16 protein-coding genes are annotated in these 16,787 nt (G+C 68.2%); 14 read left to right on the forward strand and 2 right to left on the reverse strand.

Features of this window, described 5'->3' with window-relative positions; all coding sequences use genetic code 11:
* Nucleotides 1-136 precede the first annotated feature (136 nt).
* The 3 genes from CFB35_RS02830 (at nt 137) to CFB35_RS02840 (ending at nt 3,142) form a co-directional block, all read left to right on the forward strand.
* On the forward strand, nt 137-1,456 hold the full coding sequence (locus CFB35_RS02830; RefSeq protein WP_059581022.1) for a C4-dicarboxylate transporter DctA: 1,320 nt from the start codon (nt 137-139) through the stop codon (nt 1,454-1,456).
* A gap of 130 nt (nt 1,457-1,586) precedes the next feature.
* A complete protein-coding gene (gene alc / locus CFB35_RS02835; protein ID WP_059581025.1) occupies nt 1,587-2,594 on the forward strand; it encodes an allantoicase in 1,008 nt (335 codons plus the stop codon).
* 14 nt (nt 2,595-2,608) lie between these two features.
* Entirely contained in the window at nt 2,609-3,142 is a 534-nt protein-coding gene (locus CFB35_RS02840; RefSeq protein ID WP_059581027.1) for an ureidoglycolate lyase, read from the forward strand.
* 93 nt (nt 3,143-3,235) lie between these two features.
* On the opposite strand, the gene fur is transcribed toward CFB35_RS02840, so the two are convergent.
* Nucleotides 3,236-3,664: a ferric iron uptake transcriptional regulator gene (fur, locus tag CFB35_RS02845; RefSeq protein WP_006400349.1), complete on the reverse strand. Its 429-nt coding sequence runs from the start codon at nt 3,662-3,664 to the stop codon at nt 3,236-3,238.
* Nucleotides 3,665-3,805: 141 nt separating this feature from the next.
* Between fur and CFB35_RS02850 the strand changes: the two genes are divergently transcribed.
* The 9 genes from CFB35_RS02850 to CFB35_RS02890 all read left to right on the forward strand — a co-directional run bounded on the left by CFB35_RS02850 (nt 3,806) and on the right by CFB35_RS02890 (nt 12,995).
* Nucleotides 3,806-4,603, forward strand: a complete 798-nt coding sequence (locus CFB35_RS02850) for an outer membrane protein assembly factor BamE (protein ID WP_059581029.1) — start codon at nt 3,806-3,808, stop codon at nt 4,601-4,603.
* A gap of 65 nt (nt 4,604-4,668) precedes the next feature.
* A complete protein-coding gene (dapB, locus tag CFB35_RS02855) occupies nt 4,669-5,466 on the forward strand; it encodes a 4-hydroxy-tetrahydrodipicolinate reductase (RefSeq protein WP_059581032.1) in 798 nt (265 codons plus the stop codon).
* Nucleotides 5,467-5,485: 19 nt separating this feature from the next.
* Nucleotides 5,486-6,154, forward strand: a complete 669-nt coding sequence (locus CFB35_RS02860; protein ID WP_059581034.1) for a MotA/TolQ/ExbB proton channel family protein — start codon at nt 5,486-5,488, stop codon at nt 6,152-6,154.
* Nucleotides 6,155-6,178: 24 nt separating this feature from the next.
* Nucleotides 6,179-6,631, forward strand: a complete 453-nt coding sequence (locus CFB35_RS02865; RefSeq protein WP_089464531.1) for a biopolymer transporter ExbD — start codon at nt 6,179-6,181, stop codon at nt 6,629-6,631.
* Nucleotides 6,632-6,813: 182 nt separating this feature from the next.
* Nucleotides 6,814-9,408, forward strand: a complete 2,595-nt coding sequence (leuS, locus tag CFB35_RS02870) for a leucine--tRNA ligase (protein ID WP_089464532.1) — start codon at nt 6,814-6,816, stop codon at nt 9,406-9,408.
* 38 nt (nt 9,409-9,446) lie between these two features.
* On the forward strand, nt 9,447-9,998 hold the full coding sequence (gene lptE / locus CFB35_RS02875) for an LPS assembly lipoprotein LptE (protein WP_006483412.1): 552 nt from the start codon (nt 9,447-9,449) through the stop codon (nt 9,996-9,998).
* 18 nt (nt 9,999-10,016) lie between these two features.
* The gene (holA, locus tag CFB35_RS02880; RefSeq protein WP_059581043.1) at nt 10,017-11,111 is read left to right on the forward strand and encodes a DNA polymerase III subunit delta; all 1,095 of its coding nucleotides are present in this window, start codon (nt 10,017-10,019) and stop codon (nt 11,109-11,111) included.
* Between the two features lie 166 nt (nt 11,112-11,277).
* Nucleotides 11,278-12,549, forward strand: a complete 1,272-nt coding sequence (locus tag CFB35_RS02885) for a glutamate-5-semialdehyde dehydrogenase (protein WP_089464533.1) — start codon at nt 11,278-11,280, stop codon at nt 12,547-12,549.
* A 23-nt stretch (nt 12,550-12,572) separates the two neighbouring features.
* A complete protein-coding gene (locus CFB35_RS02890) occupies nt 12,573-12,995 on the forward strand; it encodes a CopD family protein (RefSeq protein WP_089464534.1) in 423 nt (140 codons plus the stop codon).
* An 88-nt stretch (nt 12,996-13,083) separates the two neighbouring features.
* Here CFB35_RS02890 and CFB35_RS02895 read toward each other — a convergent pair whose 3' ends face one another.
* The gene (locus CFB35_RS02895; protein ID WP_059581048.1) at nt 13,084-13,932 is read right to left on the reverse strand and encodes a MurR/RpiR family transcriptional regulator; all 849 of its coding nucleotides are present in this window, start codon (nt 13,930-13,932) and stop codon (nt 13,084-13,086) included.
* Between the two features lie 294 nt (nt 13,933-14,226).
* Here CFB35_RS02895 and edd point away from each other — a divergent pair, with 294 nt between their 5' ends.
* Nucleotides 14,227-16,083: a phosphogluconate dehydratase gene (gene edd, locus CFB35_RS02900; protein ID WP_059581051.1), complete on the forward strand. Its 1,857-nt coding sequence runs from the start codon at nt 14,227-14,229 to the stop codon at nt 16,081-16,083.
* A gap of 19 nt (nt 16,084-16,102) precedes the next feature.
* Nucleotides 16,103-16,729 (forward strand): bifunctional 4-hydroxy-2-oxoglutarate aldolase/2-dehydro-3-deoxy-phosphogluconate aldolase, encoded by a 627-nt coding sequence (gene eda / locus CFB35_RS02905; RefSeq protein WP_059581053.1) that lies wholly within the window; start codon nt 16,103-16,105, stop codon nt 16,727-16,729.
* Nucleotides 16,730-16,787 lie beyond the last annotated feature (58 nt).

Consider the following 16,787-nt stretch of genomic DNA (forward strand, 5'->3'; position numbering starts at 1 on the left):
ACGGGCGCGGGGGCGGGAAATCCCTATTTTGTCCGTCCTTGACGCCACTATATCGGCTTCCTACTATCCACCATAACATCACTGGTCTTACCAGTATGAACAGACGAAACTGCAACCGTTGGATCGGGAGAGCGCCGTGTCGAAATTCCTTAATTCGCTGTTTGGCCGGGTAGTCGTCGCCTTGATACTGGGGGTCGCGCTCGGCGCGTTCTTCCCGCACTTCGCCGAGTCGCTGCGTCCGCTCGGCGACGGCTTCCTAAAGCTCATCAAGATGGTGATCGGCCCGATCGTGTTCTGCGTCGTGGTGAGCGGGATGGCCAACGCAGGCGACCTGAAGAAGGTCGGCCGGGTCGGCCTGAAGGCCGTCGTCTACTTCGAGGTGATGACGACGCTCGCGCTCGGCATCGGGCTCGTGCTCGCGTGGTTCACGCGCCCGGGCGTCGGGATGAACATCGACCTGCGCTCGCTCGACGCGGCGTCGCTGTCGACGTACGCGAAGAACGCCGAAAGCCTGAAGGACACGGCCGGCTACCTGATGAAGATCATCCCCGACACCGCGATCGACGCGTTCGCGAAGGGCGACATCCTGCAGATCCTCGTGTTCGCGGTGCTGTTCGGCTCGGCACTGTCGCTGCTCGGCGACAAGGCGCAGCGCGTCAACTCGCTGATCGAGGAGCTGTCGCACGTGTTCTTCCGGATCATCGGCTTCATCATCAAGCTCGCACCGCTCGGCGTGCTCGGCGCGATCGCGTTCACGACCGGCAAGTACGGCGTCGCGTCGCTCAAGCAGCTCGGCTATCTGGTGGCGGTGTTCTACCTGAGTTGCTTCGTGTTCGTCACGGTCGTGCTCGGCGTCGTGATGCGGCTCGCGGGCTTCTCCGTGTTCAAGCTGATCCGCTACCTGCGCGAGGAGCTGTCGATCGTGCTCGGCACGGCGTCGTCCGACGCGGTGCTGCCGCAGGTGATGAGCAAGCTCGAATACATGGGCATCAAGGATTCGACCGTCGGCCTCGTGATCCCGACCGGCTATTCGTTCAACCTCGACGGCTTCTCGATCTACCTGACGCTCGCCGTGCTGTTCATCGCGCAGGCCACCAACACGCCGCTGTCCACGCACGACCTGATCGTCGTGCTGCTCGTGTCGCTCGTCACGTCGAAGGGCGCGCACGGCATCCCGGGCTCGGCCATCGTGATCCTCGCGGCGACGCTGTCGGCGATTCCCGCGATTCCCGTGCTCGGCCTCGTGCTGATCCTGCCGGTCGACTGGTTCGTCGGCATCGCCCGCGCGCTGACCAACCTGATCGGCAACTGCGTCGCGACGGTGGTGGTCGCGGTGTGGGAGAACGACATCGACCGCGCCCGCGCGACGCGCGTGCTGAATCGCGAACTGCGCTACGTGGCCGACGCGCCCGGCAGCGCCGCCCCCGTCGCAGGCGACCAGGCCCACGCGCTCTGACCCCGACGCTCGCGCGGCGCGGGTTCCCTGGCCGGGCGCCCTTGGCCGGCCGCCCGGCCACCCCGTGCGACCGACCTTCACGCGGCCGGCGCGCCGACGCGCCGGCGCTTCTCAAAACAATGGAGACGACATGGCAGCCCCCATCCTCGATCCGAACGCGCCGGCTTTCACGCGGCGCTACATGAACCTCGCCGACCCGCGCCTCGGCGCGCAGGCGCTCTTTGCCAGCGACGAATTCTTCGCGCCCAAGGAGCGCATGCTCAATCCCGAGCCGGCCGTGTTCATTCCCGGCAAGTACGACGACCACGGCAAGTGGATGGACGGCTGGGAAACGCGCCGCAAGCGCACGACCGGCCATGACTTCTGCGTGGTGCGCCTCGCGCGGCCGGGCGTGATTTACGGCGTCGACCTCGATACGAGCCACTTCACCGGCAACTTTCCGCCGGCCGCGTCGATCGAGGCCTGCGCGGTGGACGGCGACACGCCGCCCGACGACGCCGAATGGCGCACGATCGTGCCCGCGACGACGCTGCAGGGCAATTCGCACCATTACGTGAGCGTCGACGATGCGCGGCCGGTCACGCATCTGCGCGTGAACCTGTACCCGGACGGCGGGCTTGCGCGGCTGCGTGTGTACGGCCAGCCGCAGCGCGACTGGCGCCACGTGCCGGCCGGCGAGCTCGTCGATCTCGCGGCGATCGAGAACGGCGGTTATCTCGTGGCCGCGAACAACCAGCACTTCGGCCCGGCCTCGCAGATGCTGATGCCGGGGCGCGGCGCGAACATGGGCGACGGCTGGGAAACGCGGCGCCGCCGCGAGCCCGGCAACGACTGGGCGATCGTCGCGCTCGCGCGGCCGGGCATCATCCGGCGCGTCGAGGTCGATACGGCGTTCTTCAAGGGCAATTTCCCCGACCGCTGCTCGCTGCAGGCCGCGCACGTCACGGGCGGCACCGACGATTCGCTCGTCACGCAGGCGATGTTCTGGGCCGAACTGCTCGGCGAGCAGAAGCTGCAGATGGACCACGTGCACACGTTCGACGCGCTCGCGGCGCTCGGCCCCGTCACGCACGTGCGGTTCAACATCTTCCCGGACGGCGGCGTGTCGCGCCTGCGTCTGTGGGGCGAGCCGGCTTGAGGGAGGGGGGCGGCATGAGCGGAACTCCGATCCTGCGCGTCGAGCGCCTGACCCGCGAAGCGTTCGCGCCGTTCGGCGACGTGATCGCGCTCGAAGGCGCGCGGCATTTCCCGATCAACGGCGGCACGACCGAGCGCTTTCACGATCTCGCGACGATCGACGTGTGCGCGGACGGCGGCCGGCCGCTCGTCAGCGTGTTTCGCGCGCAGCCGCGCGCGCTGCCGGTGGCGATCACGCTGATGGAGCGCCATCCGCACGGCAGCCAGGCGTTCATCCCGCTCGCGGCGGTGTCGCGTTATGCGATCGTCGTCGCGCCGGCCGGCGAGTTCCGGCCCGATGCGATGCGCGCGTTCCTGGCCGAGGGCTGGCAGGGCGTCAATTATGCGAAGGGCGTCTGGCATCATCCGCTGCTCGCGCTCGATGCGGTCAGCGATTTCGTGATCGTCGATCGCGGCGGGCCGCAGCCGAACTGCGACGAGATCCCGCTGGAGCACGCGTGGACGCTGGCGTTCGAGCCGGTCTGCGAGGGAGTAGAAGGGCTTTCGTAAGCATTCCGGTCGCGCGGCAGGCGCGCCGAAAAAGCACACGGCCCGGGCGGCGAGATGCCGGCCGGGCCGTGCCGCGTGCGCGGGTGGCGCGATTCAGTGCTTGCGGTGCGGGCAGTTCTCGGTCGTGCACGAACCGTACATCGCGAGCGAGTGCTCCTGGAGCCGGAAGCCGCGCTCCTTCGCGATCGCCTGCTGGCGGCTCTCGATCTCGGCGTCGAAGAATTCCTCGACGCGGCCGCAATCGAGGCACACGAGGTGGTCGTGGTGCGAGCCTTCGTTCAGCTCGAACACCGCCTTGCCGGATTCGAAGTTGCTGCGCGACAGCAGGCCGGCCTGCTCGAACTGCGTGAGCACGCGATAGACGGTGGCGAGCCCGATGTCGAGCTGTTCGTTGAGCAGGTTGCGGTAGACGTCTTCGGCCGTCAGGTGGCGTACGGGGCTCTGCTGGAAGATCTCGAGAATCTTGAGGCGCGGTAGGGTGGCCTTTAGCCCGATATTCTTGAGATCCGTCGGATTGGTCATGGCTAGGCATCCCTAGAGTACAATGCAGGGCTTCAATGTTACCGGCTTTTCGCCGTTCCAGATATACGCGCGGCCTGTACGCGGGCCAGCACGGTGAAGGAAATGATCCCAGAATCGCTTTCGCACTTTCAGAGGAGTCGCATGCGGAGTGCCATCATCGCTGCCGCCGCCGTTGTCGCGCTGGCGGGTTGTTCGTCGTACGACAGCGTGACGCAGCGCATCGCGCAGAGCATCACGCCGTATCGGATCACCGTCGTGCAAGGCAACTTCGTGTCGCAGGAGAAGGCCGCCCAGCTGCAGGTCGGCATGACGCGCGAGCAGGTCCGCGCGCTGCTCGGCACGCCGCTGCTGGCGGACATGTTCCACGCGGATCGCTGGGATTACCTCTTCTACTTCAAGCGCGGCTCGACGTCGATCGTCCAGCAGCGCGACCTCGTCATCAACTTCTCGGGCGATCGCGTCGCGAGCTGGAGCGGCGCCGACAACCTGCCGTCCGAGCTCGACCTGCTGGCCGACATCGACGGCGACCGCGGCGGCAAGAAGGCGAAGGCCGCTGCCGCGGCGAAGAAGGCGTCCGAAGCCGCTGCGGCCGCGAGCGCCGCGCAGGCTGCCGCCGCCGCGAGCCCGGCCACCGAGCCGGCGCCGGGCGCGGTGGTCGACCAGGATGCGAACGCCCAGGCGGCGCGCGCGGCGAACCGCGCGACCAACCAGGTGTCGGGGCAGGGTGCGGCGTCGCGCCGGTTCACGCCGGCCGCGCAGGCCTCGGGCGGCGCGCCGGTGCCGGGCGGCCAGCCGCCGGGCGCCGCGCCGGCGATCCAGCCGCAGTTCCAGTTCCATCGTCCGCCGCAGCCGAACGTGTCGAACGAGGCGTCGCCGCCGGTCGGCCCGCAAGGCTCGGACAACCTGCAGAACCAGCCGCTCACCGCACCGGCGCAGTAAGCGGCCGGCGTGCGGAAACGGGGCGGCATGCGCCGCCCGCCTTTAGACCTGTCGTGTAGAAAGCCATGAAGATTGCGATTGCCGGCGCATCGGGCCGAATGGGCCGGATGCTGATCGAAGCCGTTCTCAACGATGCCGACGCGCAGCTCGTCGGCGCGCTCGACCGCGCCGGTTCGCCGTTCCTCGGCCAGGACGCCGGTGCGTTTCTCGGCAAGGACACCGGGATCAAGCTGACCGACGATCTCGACGCCGTGTTCGCGCAGGCCGACTATCTGATCGATTTCACGCGTCCGGAAGGCACGATGGCCCACATCGAGGCCGCGCTGCGCCACGACGTGAAGCTCGTGATCGGCACGACCGGCTTCACCGCCGAGCAGAAGGCCGAGTTGCAGGCCGCCGCGGGCAAGATCGGCATCGTGTTCGCGGCGAACATGAGCGTCGGCGTGAACGTCACGCTGAAGCTGCTCGAATTCGCGGCGAAGCATTTCTCGCACGGCTACGACATCGAGATCATCGAGGCGCATCACCGCCACAAGGTCGACGCGCCGTCGGGCACCGCGCTGATGATGGGCGAAGCCGTCGCCGGCGCGCTCGGCCGCTCGCTCGACGACTGCGCGGTGTACGGCCGCCACGGCGTGACGGGCGAGCGCGATCCGTCGTCGATCGGCTTTGCGGCGGTGCGCGGCGGCGATATCGTCGGCGATCACACCGTGCTGTTCGCCGGGATCGGCGAGCGCATCGAGATCACGCACAAGTCGTCGAGCCGCGTGTCGTACGCGCAGGGCGCGTTGCGTGCGGTGCGCTTCCTGTCGGCGCGCGGCGCCGGCCTGTTCGACATGCAGGACGTGCTCGGCCTGCGCTGACACCCGCGAGGAAACTCCGATGGCGATTCCCACCGGCGTTGTCCACTACCTCGAAAGCGGCGATGCGATCACGCACGCCGTCGCCTATGTGCTGCTGGCGATGTCCGTCGCCAGCTGGTGCTTCCTCTTCATGAAAGCCTGGCTGCTGGTCCGCGCGAAGCGGCAGGGGCCGCGCGCGCTCGCCGCGTTCTGGCGCGCGCCGTCGCTCGACGCGGGCATCGCCGCGCTGGCCGGCGCCGATCGCGAGCGCGTGTTCGTGCCGCTCGCCGAAGCCGCGCGCGACGCGGCCGACGACCACGACCCGGCCGCGCTGGCCGCGCGCGTCGAGCGCGGCGAACGCGTGCTGCGCGCGTTGCGGCACGCGATGCTGCGCTCGCAGCGGCGCCTCGAATTCGGCCAGGTGCTGCTCGCGTCGATCGGCAGCACCGCGCCGTTCGTCGGGCTGCTCGGCACCGTGTGGGGTATCTACCACGCGCTCGGCAGCATCGCCGCGAGCGGGCAGGCGCAGATCGAGAACGTCGCGGGCCCGGTGGGCGAGGCGCTGATCATGACCGCGTTCGGGCTGGTCGTCGCGATTCCCGCGGTGCTCGCGTACAACATCCTCGGCCGGCTCGTCCGGCAGCTTGCCGAGGAACTCGACGGCTTCGCGCGCGATCTGCACGTATTCGTGTGCGCGCAGGGCGCCTGACGCGCCGGCCCCGGAGGAACGACCATGGCATTCGGCGGGCTCGAGCACCACAAGACGTCCGCGCCGATGGCGGAGATCAACATGACGCCGCTGATCGACGTGATGCTCGTGCTGCTCGTCATCTTCATCATCACCGCGCCGCTGATGACGCACGCGATCCGGCTCGACCTGCCGAAGGTGGCGGCGAGCGTCGCGCGCGACACGCCGCAATCCGTCACGCTGTCGATCGACGACGCGGGCAAGCTTTACTGGGACGACGCGCCCGTGGCGCTCGACGCGCTGCCCGCGCGCTTCCGGGCCGCCGCCGCGGGCGCCGCGCCGCCCGAGTTGCGGCTGCGCGCGTCGCGCGCGACGCGCTACGACGTGATCGCGCAGGTGATGGGCGCCGCGCAGGCCGCGGGCCTCACGCGGATCGGCTTCGTGACCGACGTGCCGCCGGCGGGTGCCGCGGCGCCCGCCGCCGGCGCGAAACCCTGATACGCCGTCGTTGCGGGCCCCGGCCCGCGAGAGACCGGCCGTGCGGGCCCGCACGGGCGGTATAATCGACGTTTTTCCCGGCCCGGAACCGCTCAGCCCGTTCCCGCGCCGGGCACGCACGATTTCGATCCAATCCTGCGCGCGAGCCGTCGCGCCGCTTAAAGCCTAGCCCGAACCACACCATGCACGAGAGATACGTACCCGCCGACGTCGAAGCCGCCGCCCAGGGCGACTGGCGCGCAGCCGATGCCTACAAGACGAAGGAAGATTCGCAGAAGCCGAAGTTCTACTGCGTGTCGATGCTGCCGTACCCGTCCGGCAAGCTGCACATGGGTCACGTGCGCAACTACACGATCAACGACGTGATGTACCGCTATCTGCGGATGAACGGCTACAACACGCTGATGCCGATGGGCTGGGACGCGTTCGGGATGCCGGCCGAGAACGCCGCGATGGCGAACGGCGTGCCGCCCGCGAAGTGGACCTACGACAACATCGACTACATGAAGGGCCAGATGCAGTCGATGGGCCTCGCGATCGACTGGTCGCGCGAGATCGCGACGTGCAAGCCCGACTACTACAAGTGGAACCAGTGGCTGTTCCTGAAGATGCTCGAGAAGGGCATCGCGTACAAGAAGACGGGCACCGTGAACTGGGACCCGGTCGACCAGACCGTGCTCGCGAACGAGCAGGTGATCGACGGCCGCGGCTGGCGCTCCGGCGCGCTCGTCGAGAAGCGCGAGATCCCGATGTACTACCTGCGCATCACGCAGTACGCGGATGAGCTGCTGAACGACCTCGACGGCCTCGGCTGGCCCGAGCGCGTGAAGATCATGCAGCAGAACTGGATCGGCAAGAGCTTCGGCGTGAACTTCGGCTTCCCGTACGAACTCGACGGCGAGCAGAAGCTGCTGCGCGTGTTCACGACGCGCGCCGACACGATCATGGGCGTCACGTTCTGCGCGATCGCGGCCGAGCACCCGCTCGCCACGCGTCTCGCGCAGGACAAGCCGGAGCTGCTCGCGTTCATCGACGAATGCAAGCGCGGCGGCGTCGCCGAGGCCGACGTCGCGACGATGGAGAAGAAGGGCGTCGCGACCGGCTTCTCGGTCAAGCACCCGCTGACCGGCGAGCCGGTCGAGGTGTGGATCGGCAACTACGTGCTGATGAGCTATGGCGAAGGCGCGGTGATGGGCGTGCCGGGCCACGACGAGCGCGATTTCGCGTTCGCGAAGAAATACGATCTGCCGATCAAGCAGGTGATCGCGAGCGAAGGGCAGACGTACTCGCTCGACGCATGGCAGGAGTGGTACGGCGACAAGGAAACCGCGGTCTGCGTGAACAGCGGCAAGTACGACGGCCTGCGCTACACGGAAGCGGTGGACGCGGTCGCGGCCGACCTGAAGGCCGGCGGCTTCGGCGACAAGCAGGTCACGTGGCGCCTGCGCGACTGGGGCGTGTCGCGCCAGCGCTACTGGGGCACGCCGATCCCGATCATCCACTGCCCGTCGTGCGGCGACGTGCCGGTGCCGGAGGCCGACCTGCCGGTCGTGCTGCCGGAAGACCTCGTGCCGGACGGCACGGGCAACCCGCTCGCGAAGTCCGAAGCGTTCCTGAACTGCACGTGTCCCAAGTGCGGCGCGGCGGCGAAGCGCGAAACCGACACGATGGACACCTTCGTCGATTCGTCGTGGTACTTCTCGCGCTACACGGCGCCGGACGCCGAGACCATGGTCGACGCGCGCACCGATTACTGGATGCCGATGGATCAATACATCGGCGGCATCGAGCACGCGATCCTGCACCTGCTGTATTCGCGCTTCTGGACCAAGGTGATGCGCGACCTCGGCCTCGTGAAGTTCGGCGAGCCGGCGAAGAACCTGCTCACGCAGGGGATGGTGCTGAACGAGACGTACTACCGCGAGGACGCGGCGGGCAAGAAGACCTGGTACAACCCGCTCGACGTGACGGTCACGCACGACGACAAGGGCCGCCCGGTCGGCGCGACGCTGAATGCGGACGGCCAGCCGGTCGTGCTCGGCGGCATCGAGAAGATGTCGAAGTCGAAGAACAACGGCGTCGATCCGCAACTGCTGATCGACCAGTACGGCGCCGATACCGCGCGCCTGTTCACGATGTTCGCGGCGCCGCCGGAGCAGCAGCTCGAGTGGTCGGGCGCGGGCGTCGAGGGTGCGAGCCGCTTCCTGCGCCGCGTGTGGAGCTTCGGCTTCGGCAACCGCGAAGCGCTCGCGGCCCGCGCGGGTTTCGATGCCGCCGCGCTGGGTGACGCCGACAAGGCGCTGCGCCGCGAGATCTACAGCGTGCTGAAGCAGGCCGATTTCGACTACCAGCGCTTGCAGTACAACACGGTCGTGTCGGCCGCGATGAAGATGCTGAACGCGATCGACGGCGCGAAGGGCGCGACGCCCGCCGTGCTGCGCGAAACCTACGGCGTGCTGCTGCGCGTGCTGTACCCGGTCGTGCCGCACATCACGTTCGAGCTGTGGAAGGCGCTCGGCTACGCGGACGAATTCGGCCCGCTGCTCGATGCGCCGTGGCCGAAGGTCGACGAGGCCGCGCTCGAGCAGGCCGAGATCGAACTCGTGCTGCAGGTGAACGGCAAGGTGCGCGGCGCGCTGAAGGTCGCGAAGGACGCGAGCCGCGACGCGATCGAAGCGGCGGCGGTGGCCGACGAGGCATTCGCGAAATTCAGCGACGGCAAGCCGGCGAAGAAGATCGTCGTCGTGCCGGGCCGCCTCGTGAACATCGTCGTCTGACGGCCGCGGGCCGTCGGGTGCACACAGAAGGAGCGAAGGTGATCCGCAGATCGTTTTTGATGCTCGTCGGCAGCGCGGTCGCGCTGTCGGCATGCGGCTTCCAGTTGCGCGGCCAGCAGGACTACGCGTTCAAGCACCTGTTCGTGGCCGGTGCGCCGGCGCCCGTCGAGGCGCGGCTCACGCGCCTCGTCCAGGCCGGCAGCGACACGAAGATCGTCAAGTCGGCGGACGATGCCGACGCCGTGCTGCGCATGTGGGAGTCGCGTGGCCAGAACACGCTGACGCTCAACAAGTACGGCTCCGCGCAGGAATACGCGCTGTTCTACACGCTGAACTACACGCTGACGAGCAAGGACGGCACCGTGCTGATCCCGCCGAGCGCGATCGCGCTGAATCGCGCGATGACCTACAGCGACCAGTACACGAACGCGAAGGCGCAGGAAGCCGACATCCTGTACGGCGACATGCAGAACGACGCAGTCGACCAGTTGATGCGGCGTCTCGCGATCGTCCATTCGCTGACGCCGGCGCCGGAGGACGTGGTGCCGGGCGTGGCGCCGCGCGCGCCGCTGCCGCCGCCGCCGCTCTGATCGCGGGCGCACGCAGCGATGCAATTGCGACTTGATGCGCTGGAGCCGCACCTCGCGAAGGGGCTGGCCGGGCTCTACACCGTCTACGGCGACGAGCCGCTGCTCGCGCAGGAAGCGTGCGACCGCATTCGTGCGGCCGCGCGCGCGGCCGGTTTTACCGAGCGTTCGGTGCATACGGTCGAACGCGGCTTCGACTGGAGCGTGCTGCTCGGCGCGACCCAGGCGATGTCGCTGTTCGGCGAGCGCCAGCTGATCGAGCTGCGCATTCCGTCGGGCAAGCCCGGCAAGGAAGGCGCCGACGCGCTGAAGACGCTCGCGGCCACGCCGAACCCCGACGCGCTGATGCTCGTCACGTTGCCGCGTCTCGACGCGGCCACGCAGAAATCCGCATGGTTTACCGCGCTGCAGAACGGCGGCGTCGCGCTGAAGATCGATCCGGTCGATCGCGCGCAACTGCCGAACTGGATCGGGCAGCGCCTGTCGATGCAGGGCCAGCGCGTCGCATCCGGCGACGACGGGCGCCGCGCGCTGCAGTTCATCGCGGAGCGCGTCGAGGGCAACCTGCTCGCCGCGCACCAGGAAATCCAGAAGCTCGGGCTGCTGTATCCGCAGGGTGCGCTGTCGTTCGAGCAGGTGCACGACGCGGTGCTGAACGTCGCGCGCTACGACGTGTTCAAGCTGAACGAGGCGATGCTCGCCGGCGATGCCGCGCGGCTCGCGCGGATGATCGACGGCCTGAAGGGCGAGGGCGAGGCGATCGTGCTCGTGATGTGGGCCGTCGTCGAGGAATTGCGCACGCTGCTGCGGATCAAGCGCGGCACGACGGCCGGCAAGCCGCTCGCGACGCTGCTGCGCGAGAACCGCGTGTGGGGGCCGCGCGAGCGGTTGATCGCGCCCGCGCTGAACCGCGTGTCGGAAGCGGTGCTCGAAAAGGCGCTCGCGTTCGCCGCGAAGCTCGACCGGCAGGTCAAGGGGCTGACGGCCGTCGCGCCGGGCCGCCGTACGCAGGACGAACCGCCGCCCGACCCATGGGACGGGCTGTTCCAGCTTGCGATGACGGTCGCGGGCGAGCGCGGCGAGCGACCGCCGACCGCGGGTCGCGTGCGACGCTAAGTCCCGTTCGGGCCTTCAGCGCGCGCTGCGCAACCCGCTTACAATGTTTTGATGACCGGGCGCCGCTGCGCGGCGCCGTCTGGCGGCCGCCACCGCGCACGGATGGCCGCCCACGCTTCCCCACGAATTCATGCCGCTCCGCGCGGCTCGCTTCTCGAGTCACACGATGGATATCGATCAGTACATGACCGACCTGGGCCGTCGCGCCCGGCACGCTTCCCGCGCGATGGCGCGCGCCAGCACGGCCGCGAAGAACGCGGCGCTCGACGCCGTGGCCCGCGGGATCGAACGCGACGCGCAGGCGCTGAAGGACGCGAATGCGCGCGACGTCGCCCGCGCCCGCGAAAAGGGGCTCGATGCGGCGTTCGTCGACCGCCTGACGCTGTCGGACAAGGCGCTGAACACGATGGTCGAAGGGCTGCGCCAGGTCGCGTCGCTGGCCGATCCGATCGGCGAGATCGGCAACCTCAAGTTCCGGCCGAGCGGGATCCAGGTCGGCCAGATGCGCGTGCCGCTCGGCGTGATCGGCATCATCTACGAGTCGCGCCCGAACGTGACGATCGACGCGGCCGCGCTGTGCCTGAAGTCCGGCAACGCGACGATCCTGCGCGGCGGTTCCGAAGCGCTCGAATCGAATGCGGCGCTCGCGAAGCTCATCGGCGAAGGGCTCGAGGCGGCTGGCCTGCCGCAGGATGCGGTGCAGGTCGTCGCGACGGCCGATCGCGCGGCGGTCGGCACGCTGATCACGATGACCGAGTACGTCGACGTGATCGTGCCGCGCGGCGGCAAGAGCCTGATCGAACGGTTGATCAACGAGGCGCGCGTGCCGATGATCAAGCATCTGGACGGCATCTGCCACGTGTACGTCGACGACCGCGCCGATCTCGCGAAGGCGCTGACCGTCTGCGACAACGCGAAGACGCACCGCTACGGCACCTGCAACACGATGGAGACGCTGCTCGTCGCGAGCGATATCGCCGCGAAGCTGCTGCCGCCGCTCGGCCGGCTGTATCGCGACAAGCAGGTCGAACTGCGCGTCGATGCAGCCGCGCGCGCGGTGCTCGCCGATGCGGGCGTCGGGCCGCTCGTCGACGCGACGGAAGAAGACTGGCACACCGAATATCTCGCGCCGGTGCTTGCGATCAAGGTTGTCGACGGCCTCGACGCCGCGATCGAGCACATCAACCATTACGGCTCGCATCACACCGATGCGATCGTCACCGAGGATCACGACCGCGCGATGCGCTTCCTGCGTGAAGTCGATTCGGCGAGCGTGATGGTCAACGCGTCGACGCGCTTCGCGGACGGTTTCGAATTCGGCCTCGGCGCGGAAATCGGCATCTCGAACGACAAGCTGCACGCACGCGGCCCGGTCGGCCTGGAAGGGCTCACGTCGCTGAAGTACGTCGTGCTCGGGCACGGCGAAGGCCGTCAGTAAGTCAACCGCGAGGCGCACAACCGATGGCAATGCTCTGGGTCAAGACGTTCCATATCGTTCTGATCGCGGCGTGGTTCGCGGGGCTGTTCTACCTGCCGCGCATCTACGTGAACCTGGCCATGGAGACCGATCCGGCCGCGGTGCGGCGCCTGCTGCTGATGGCGCGCAAGCTGTTCCGCTTCATGACGATGATCGCGGTGCCGGCACTGGCCTGCGGGTTGTGGCTCTGGCTCGTGATCGGCATCGGGCAGGGGCAGGGCTGGATCCATGCGAAGGTGACGGTCGTGCTGCTGCTGATCGTCTATCATGCATATTGCGGGCACCTGCTGCGGGTGTTCGAGCGCGGCGAGAACCGTCGCACCGACAAGTGGTATCGCGTGTTCAACGAGCTGCCGGTGCTCGGCATGCTGGCGGCGGTCGCGCTGGTGGTGATCAAGCCGTTCTGAGTTCGCCGCAACGCGCAGCCGGCGATCGATGCGCAACGGCGCCCCTCGGGGCGCCGTTGTTCGTTTACGCGCGGCGTCCCGCTCCGGCTCAATCCTTCACCGGATCGTCGATCCGGCGCCGCGTGATCGCTTCCTTCGCGCGGCCGACGCGCTCCATCAGCGCCGGCCCGCGCGACAGCGCGACGCCGACCGCGAGGATGTCGCCGATCGCGAGATGCGACATCCGCGACGTCATCGGCGAGAACACGTCCGTTTCCTCGGCGACGTTCGACGCGAGGCTGACCGTCGCGAGCTTCGCGAGCGGCGAATGGCTCTGCGTGATCGCGACGACTTTCGCGCCGCACGCGAGCGCGGAGCGCGCCGCGTCGACGATATCGCGCGTGCGGCCGGTGTTCGAGATCGCGACGACGACGTCGTGCGGCCCGAGCAGCGCCGACGACATCGAGAACGTGTGCGGATCCGAATACGCGACGCTCGGCACGCCGAGCCGGAAGAACTTGTGCTGGATGTCCTGCGCGGCGATGCCTGAGCCGCCGGCGCCGTAAAACTCGATGCGCGACGCGTTCGACAGCAGCGCGATCGCGTCGGCGACGCTGCCCGCGGACAGGCTGTTGCGCACTTCGATCAGCGCGCCGATCGTGCGGTCGAACACCTTGCCGATGATGCCGGGCGCCGGCTCGTCGGGCTCGACGTCGCGATATACCGACGACACGCCGGGCGCGACGCTCTGCGCGAGCCGGATCTTGAATTCGCGAAAGCCGCTGCAGCCGAGCGCCTGGCAGAAGCGCGCGATCGTCGGCTGGCTGACGCCCGCGCGGGCCGACAGCTCGGTCATCGCGAGGTCGAGCACCTCGCGCGGCGCGGCGAGAATGTAGTCGGCGAGCTTGCGCTCGGACGGGCGCAACTCGGCGCGGATCGCTTCAATGCGGGGCAGCATGGGACGGCACGTGGAAATCGGGTTCGGATGAGCGAGTGTATCGCAATCGAATTGTAGAAAATCTACATGAAAATACTAGCGGAATTGTGAGCGTTGCCATGCGGGTCTGGCGAGCCGAATTAGGGTTTTCACTGATTAAAGCCTTGCTGGTGGCGGGAACAAGGGTTGCACACGCGTCGATCCACATTGCGTGCATGTAGTTTTTCTACTAGACTTGCGTCGTTCGGTCGACGAAGCGCGACCGTCCCCACGATTCCAACCGCCGGTGTCGGCCGGCATACAGGAGCGCCCAGCATGACGTCGCTGCACCCCACCCTGGCGAAGGTCACCGAACGCGTGATCGCCCGCAGCCAATCGACCCGTTCCGCCTATCTGCAGCGCATCGACGGCGCGCAAGGCAAGTTCCCGGCCCGCGGCGCGCTGTCGTGCGCGAACCTCGCGCACGGCTTCGCAGGCCTCGAGGGCAACGACAAGTTCCAGATCAAGGCGATTCGCGAACCGAACATCGGTATCGTGTCCTCGTACAACGAGATGTTGTCCGCGCACGCGCCGTACAAGAATTTCCCCGACATCATCAAGGCGGCCGCGCGCGAGAACGGCGGCGTCGCGCAGTTCGCCGGCGGCGTGCCGGCGATGTGCGACGGCGTCACGCAGGGCAACCCGGGCATGGAGCTGTCGCTGTTCTCGCGCGAGGCGATCGCGATGGGCACGGCGATCGCGCTCACGCACAACATGTTCGATGCGGCGCTCTGCCTCGGCATCTGCGACAAGATCGTGCCGGGCCTCTTGATCGGCGCGCTGCAGTTCGGCCACCTGCCGACCATCTTCGTGCCGGCCGGCCCGATGACGAGCGGGCTGTCCAACGACGACAAGGCGAAGATCCGCCAGCAATTCGCGACCGGCCAGGTCGGCCGCGACGCGCTGCTCGAAGCCGAATCGGCCGCCTATCACGGCCACGGCACCTGCACGTTCTACGGCACCGCGAACAGCAACCAGATGCTGATGGAGCTGATGGGCCTGCACCTGCCGGGCTCGGCGTTCATCCATCCGCACACGCCGCTGCGCGACGCGCTGACGGCCGAGGCCGCGCGCCGCGTGCTCGACCTGACCGTCGAGCGCGGCCAGTACACGCCGATCGGCCATGTGATCGACGAGAAGGCGATCGTCAACGGGATCGTCGCGCTGCTCGCGACGGGCGGCTCGACCAACCACACGCTGCACCTGGTCGCGATCGCGCGCGCGGCCGGCATCCTGATCGACTGGAACGATTTCGACGAACTGTCGGCCGCCGTGCCGCTGCTCGCGAAGATCTACCCGAACGGCAAGGCCGACGTGAACCATTTCCACGCGGCGGGCGGTGTCGCGTTCCTGGTGCGCAACCTGCTCGAAGGCGGGCTGCTGCACGAGGACGTGACGACGGTCGCGGGCAAGGGCCTGTCGCACTACACGAAGGAGCCGAAGCTGATCGACGGCAAGCTGACGTGGGTCGACGGCACGGCCGAGAGCCACGATACGAAGGTGCTGCGCGGCATTCGCGACCCGTTCCAGCCGGACGGCGGCCTGCGCCTGATGCAGGGCCGGCTCGGCCGCGGCGTGATCAAGATTTCGGCGGTCGCGCCGGAGCACCGCAAGGTGACGGCGCCCGCGATCGTGTTCGACTCGCAGGAAGCCGTGCAGGAAGCGTTCGATCGCGGCGAGCTGAAGCGCGATTTCGTCGCGGTGGTGCGCTTTCAGGGCGCGCGCGCGAACGGCATGCCCGAGCTGCACCGTTTGACGCCGCTGCTCGGCGTGCTGCAGGATCAGGGCTTTCACGTCGCGCTGGTGACCGACGGCCGCATGTCGGGCGCGTCGGGCAAGGTGCCGGCCGTGATCCACGTGTCGCCGGAAGCGCTGCTGGCCGGCCCGATCGGCAAGGTGAAGACGGGCGACATGCTCGTGATCGACGCGGAAGCCGGCGTGCTCGACATCGAGGTCGACGACGCCGAATGGCTCGCGCGCCCGGTCGCGCAGCCGCAGCACCAGGCCGAGAACGAAGTCGGCTTCGGGCGCGAACTGTTCGGCGTGTTCCGCGCGGCCGCGGCGCCGGCCGAGCAGGGCGCATCGGTTTTCGGGACGCTGGTCGGCGAAACGGCCGTCGGCGTCGCCGCATGAATTTCAAGGAGCCAATTCAATGAAGACGATTGCTGAAATCGTGAAGCTGGGCCCGGTCATTCCGGTGCTCGCATTCGACTCGGTCGAGCAGGGCGAAAACGTGTCGCGTGCATTGCACGCGGGTGGCGTGAAGGTGCTCGAGATCACGCTGCGCACGCCGGCCGGCCTGGAGGCGATCCAGCGCGCAAGTCAGCTCGCGGACGACATCGTCGTCGGCGTCGGCACGATCACGAAGCCCGAGCACTGCGCGCAGGCGAAGCGCGCGGGCGCCACGTTCGGCGTGTCGCCGGGCCTGACGAAGGACCTGCACCTCGCGTCGCTCGACGCGGGCCTGCCGCTGCTGCCGGGCGTGATGACGCCGAGCGACATCATCCAGGCGCTCGAATTCGGCTACGACATCGTGAAGTTCTTCCCCGCGCAGCAGGCGGGCGGCGTGCCGATGCTGCAGGCGTTCCACGGCCCGTTCCCGGCGCTGAAGTTCTGCCCGACGGGCGGCATCACGGTCGACACCGCGCCGAACTTCCTGAAACTGCCGAACGTCGTGTGCGTCGGCGGCTCGTGGCTCACGCCGAAGGCCGCACTCGCCGCGCAGGACTGGGCCGAAGTCACGCGCCTCGCGCAAGCGGCGAGCCAGTTGCCGCGCTAATACTTGTATCAAACGACGATTCAGCCCTCGGAAAACAAGCGTTAGTGCTTGTTTTACC

Source organism: Burkholderia sp. AU16482 (genome assembly GCF_002223285.1).
GTDB lineage: Bacteria > Pseudomonadota > Gammaproteobacteria > Burkholderiales > Burkholderiaceae > Burkholderia > Burkholderia semiarida.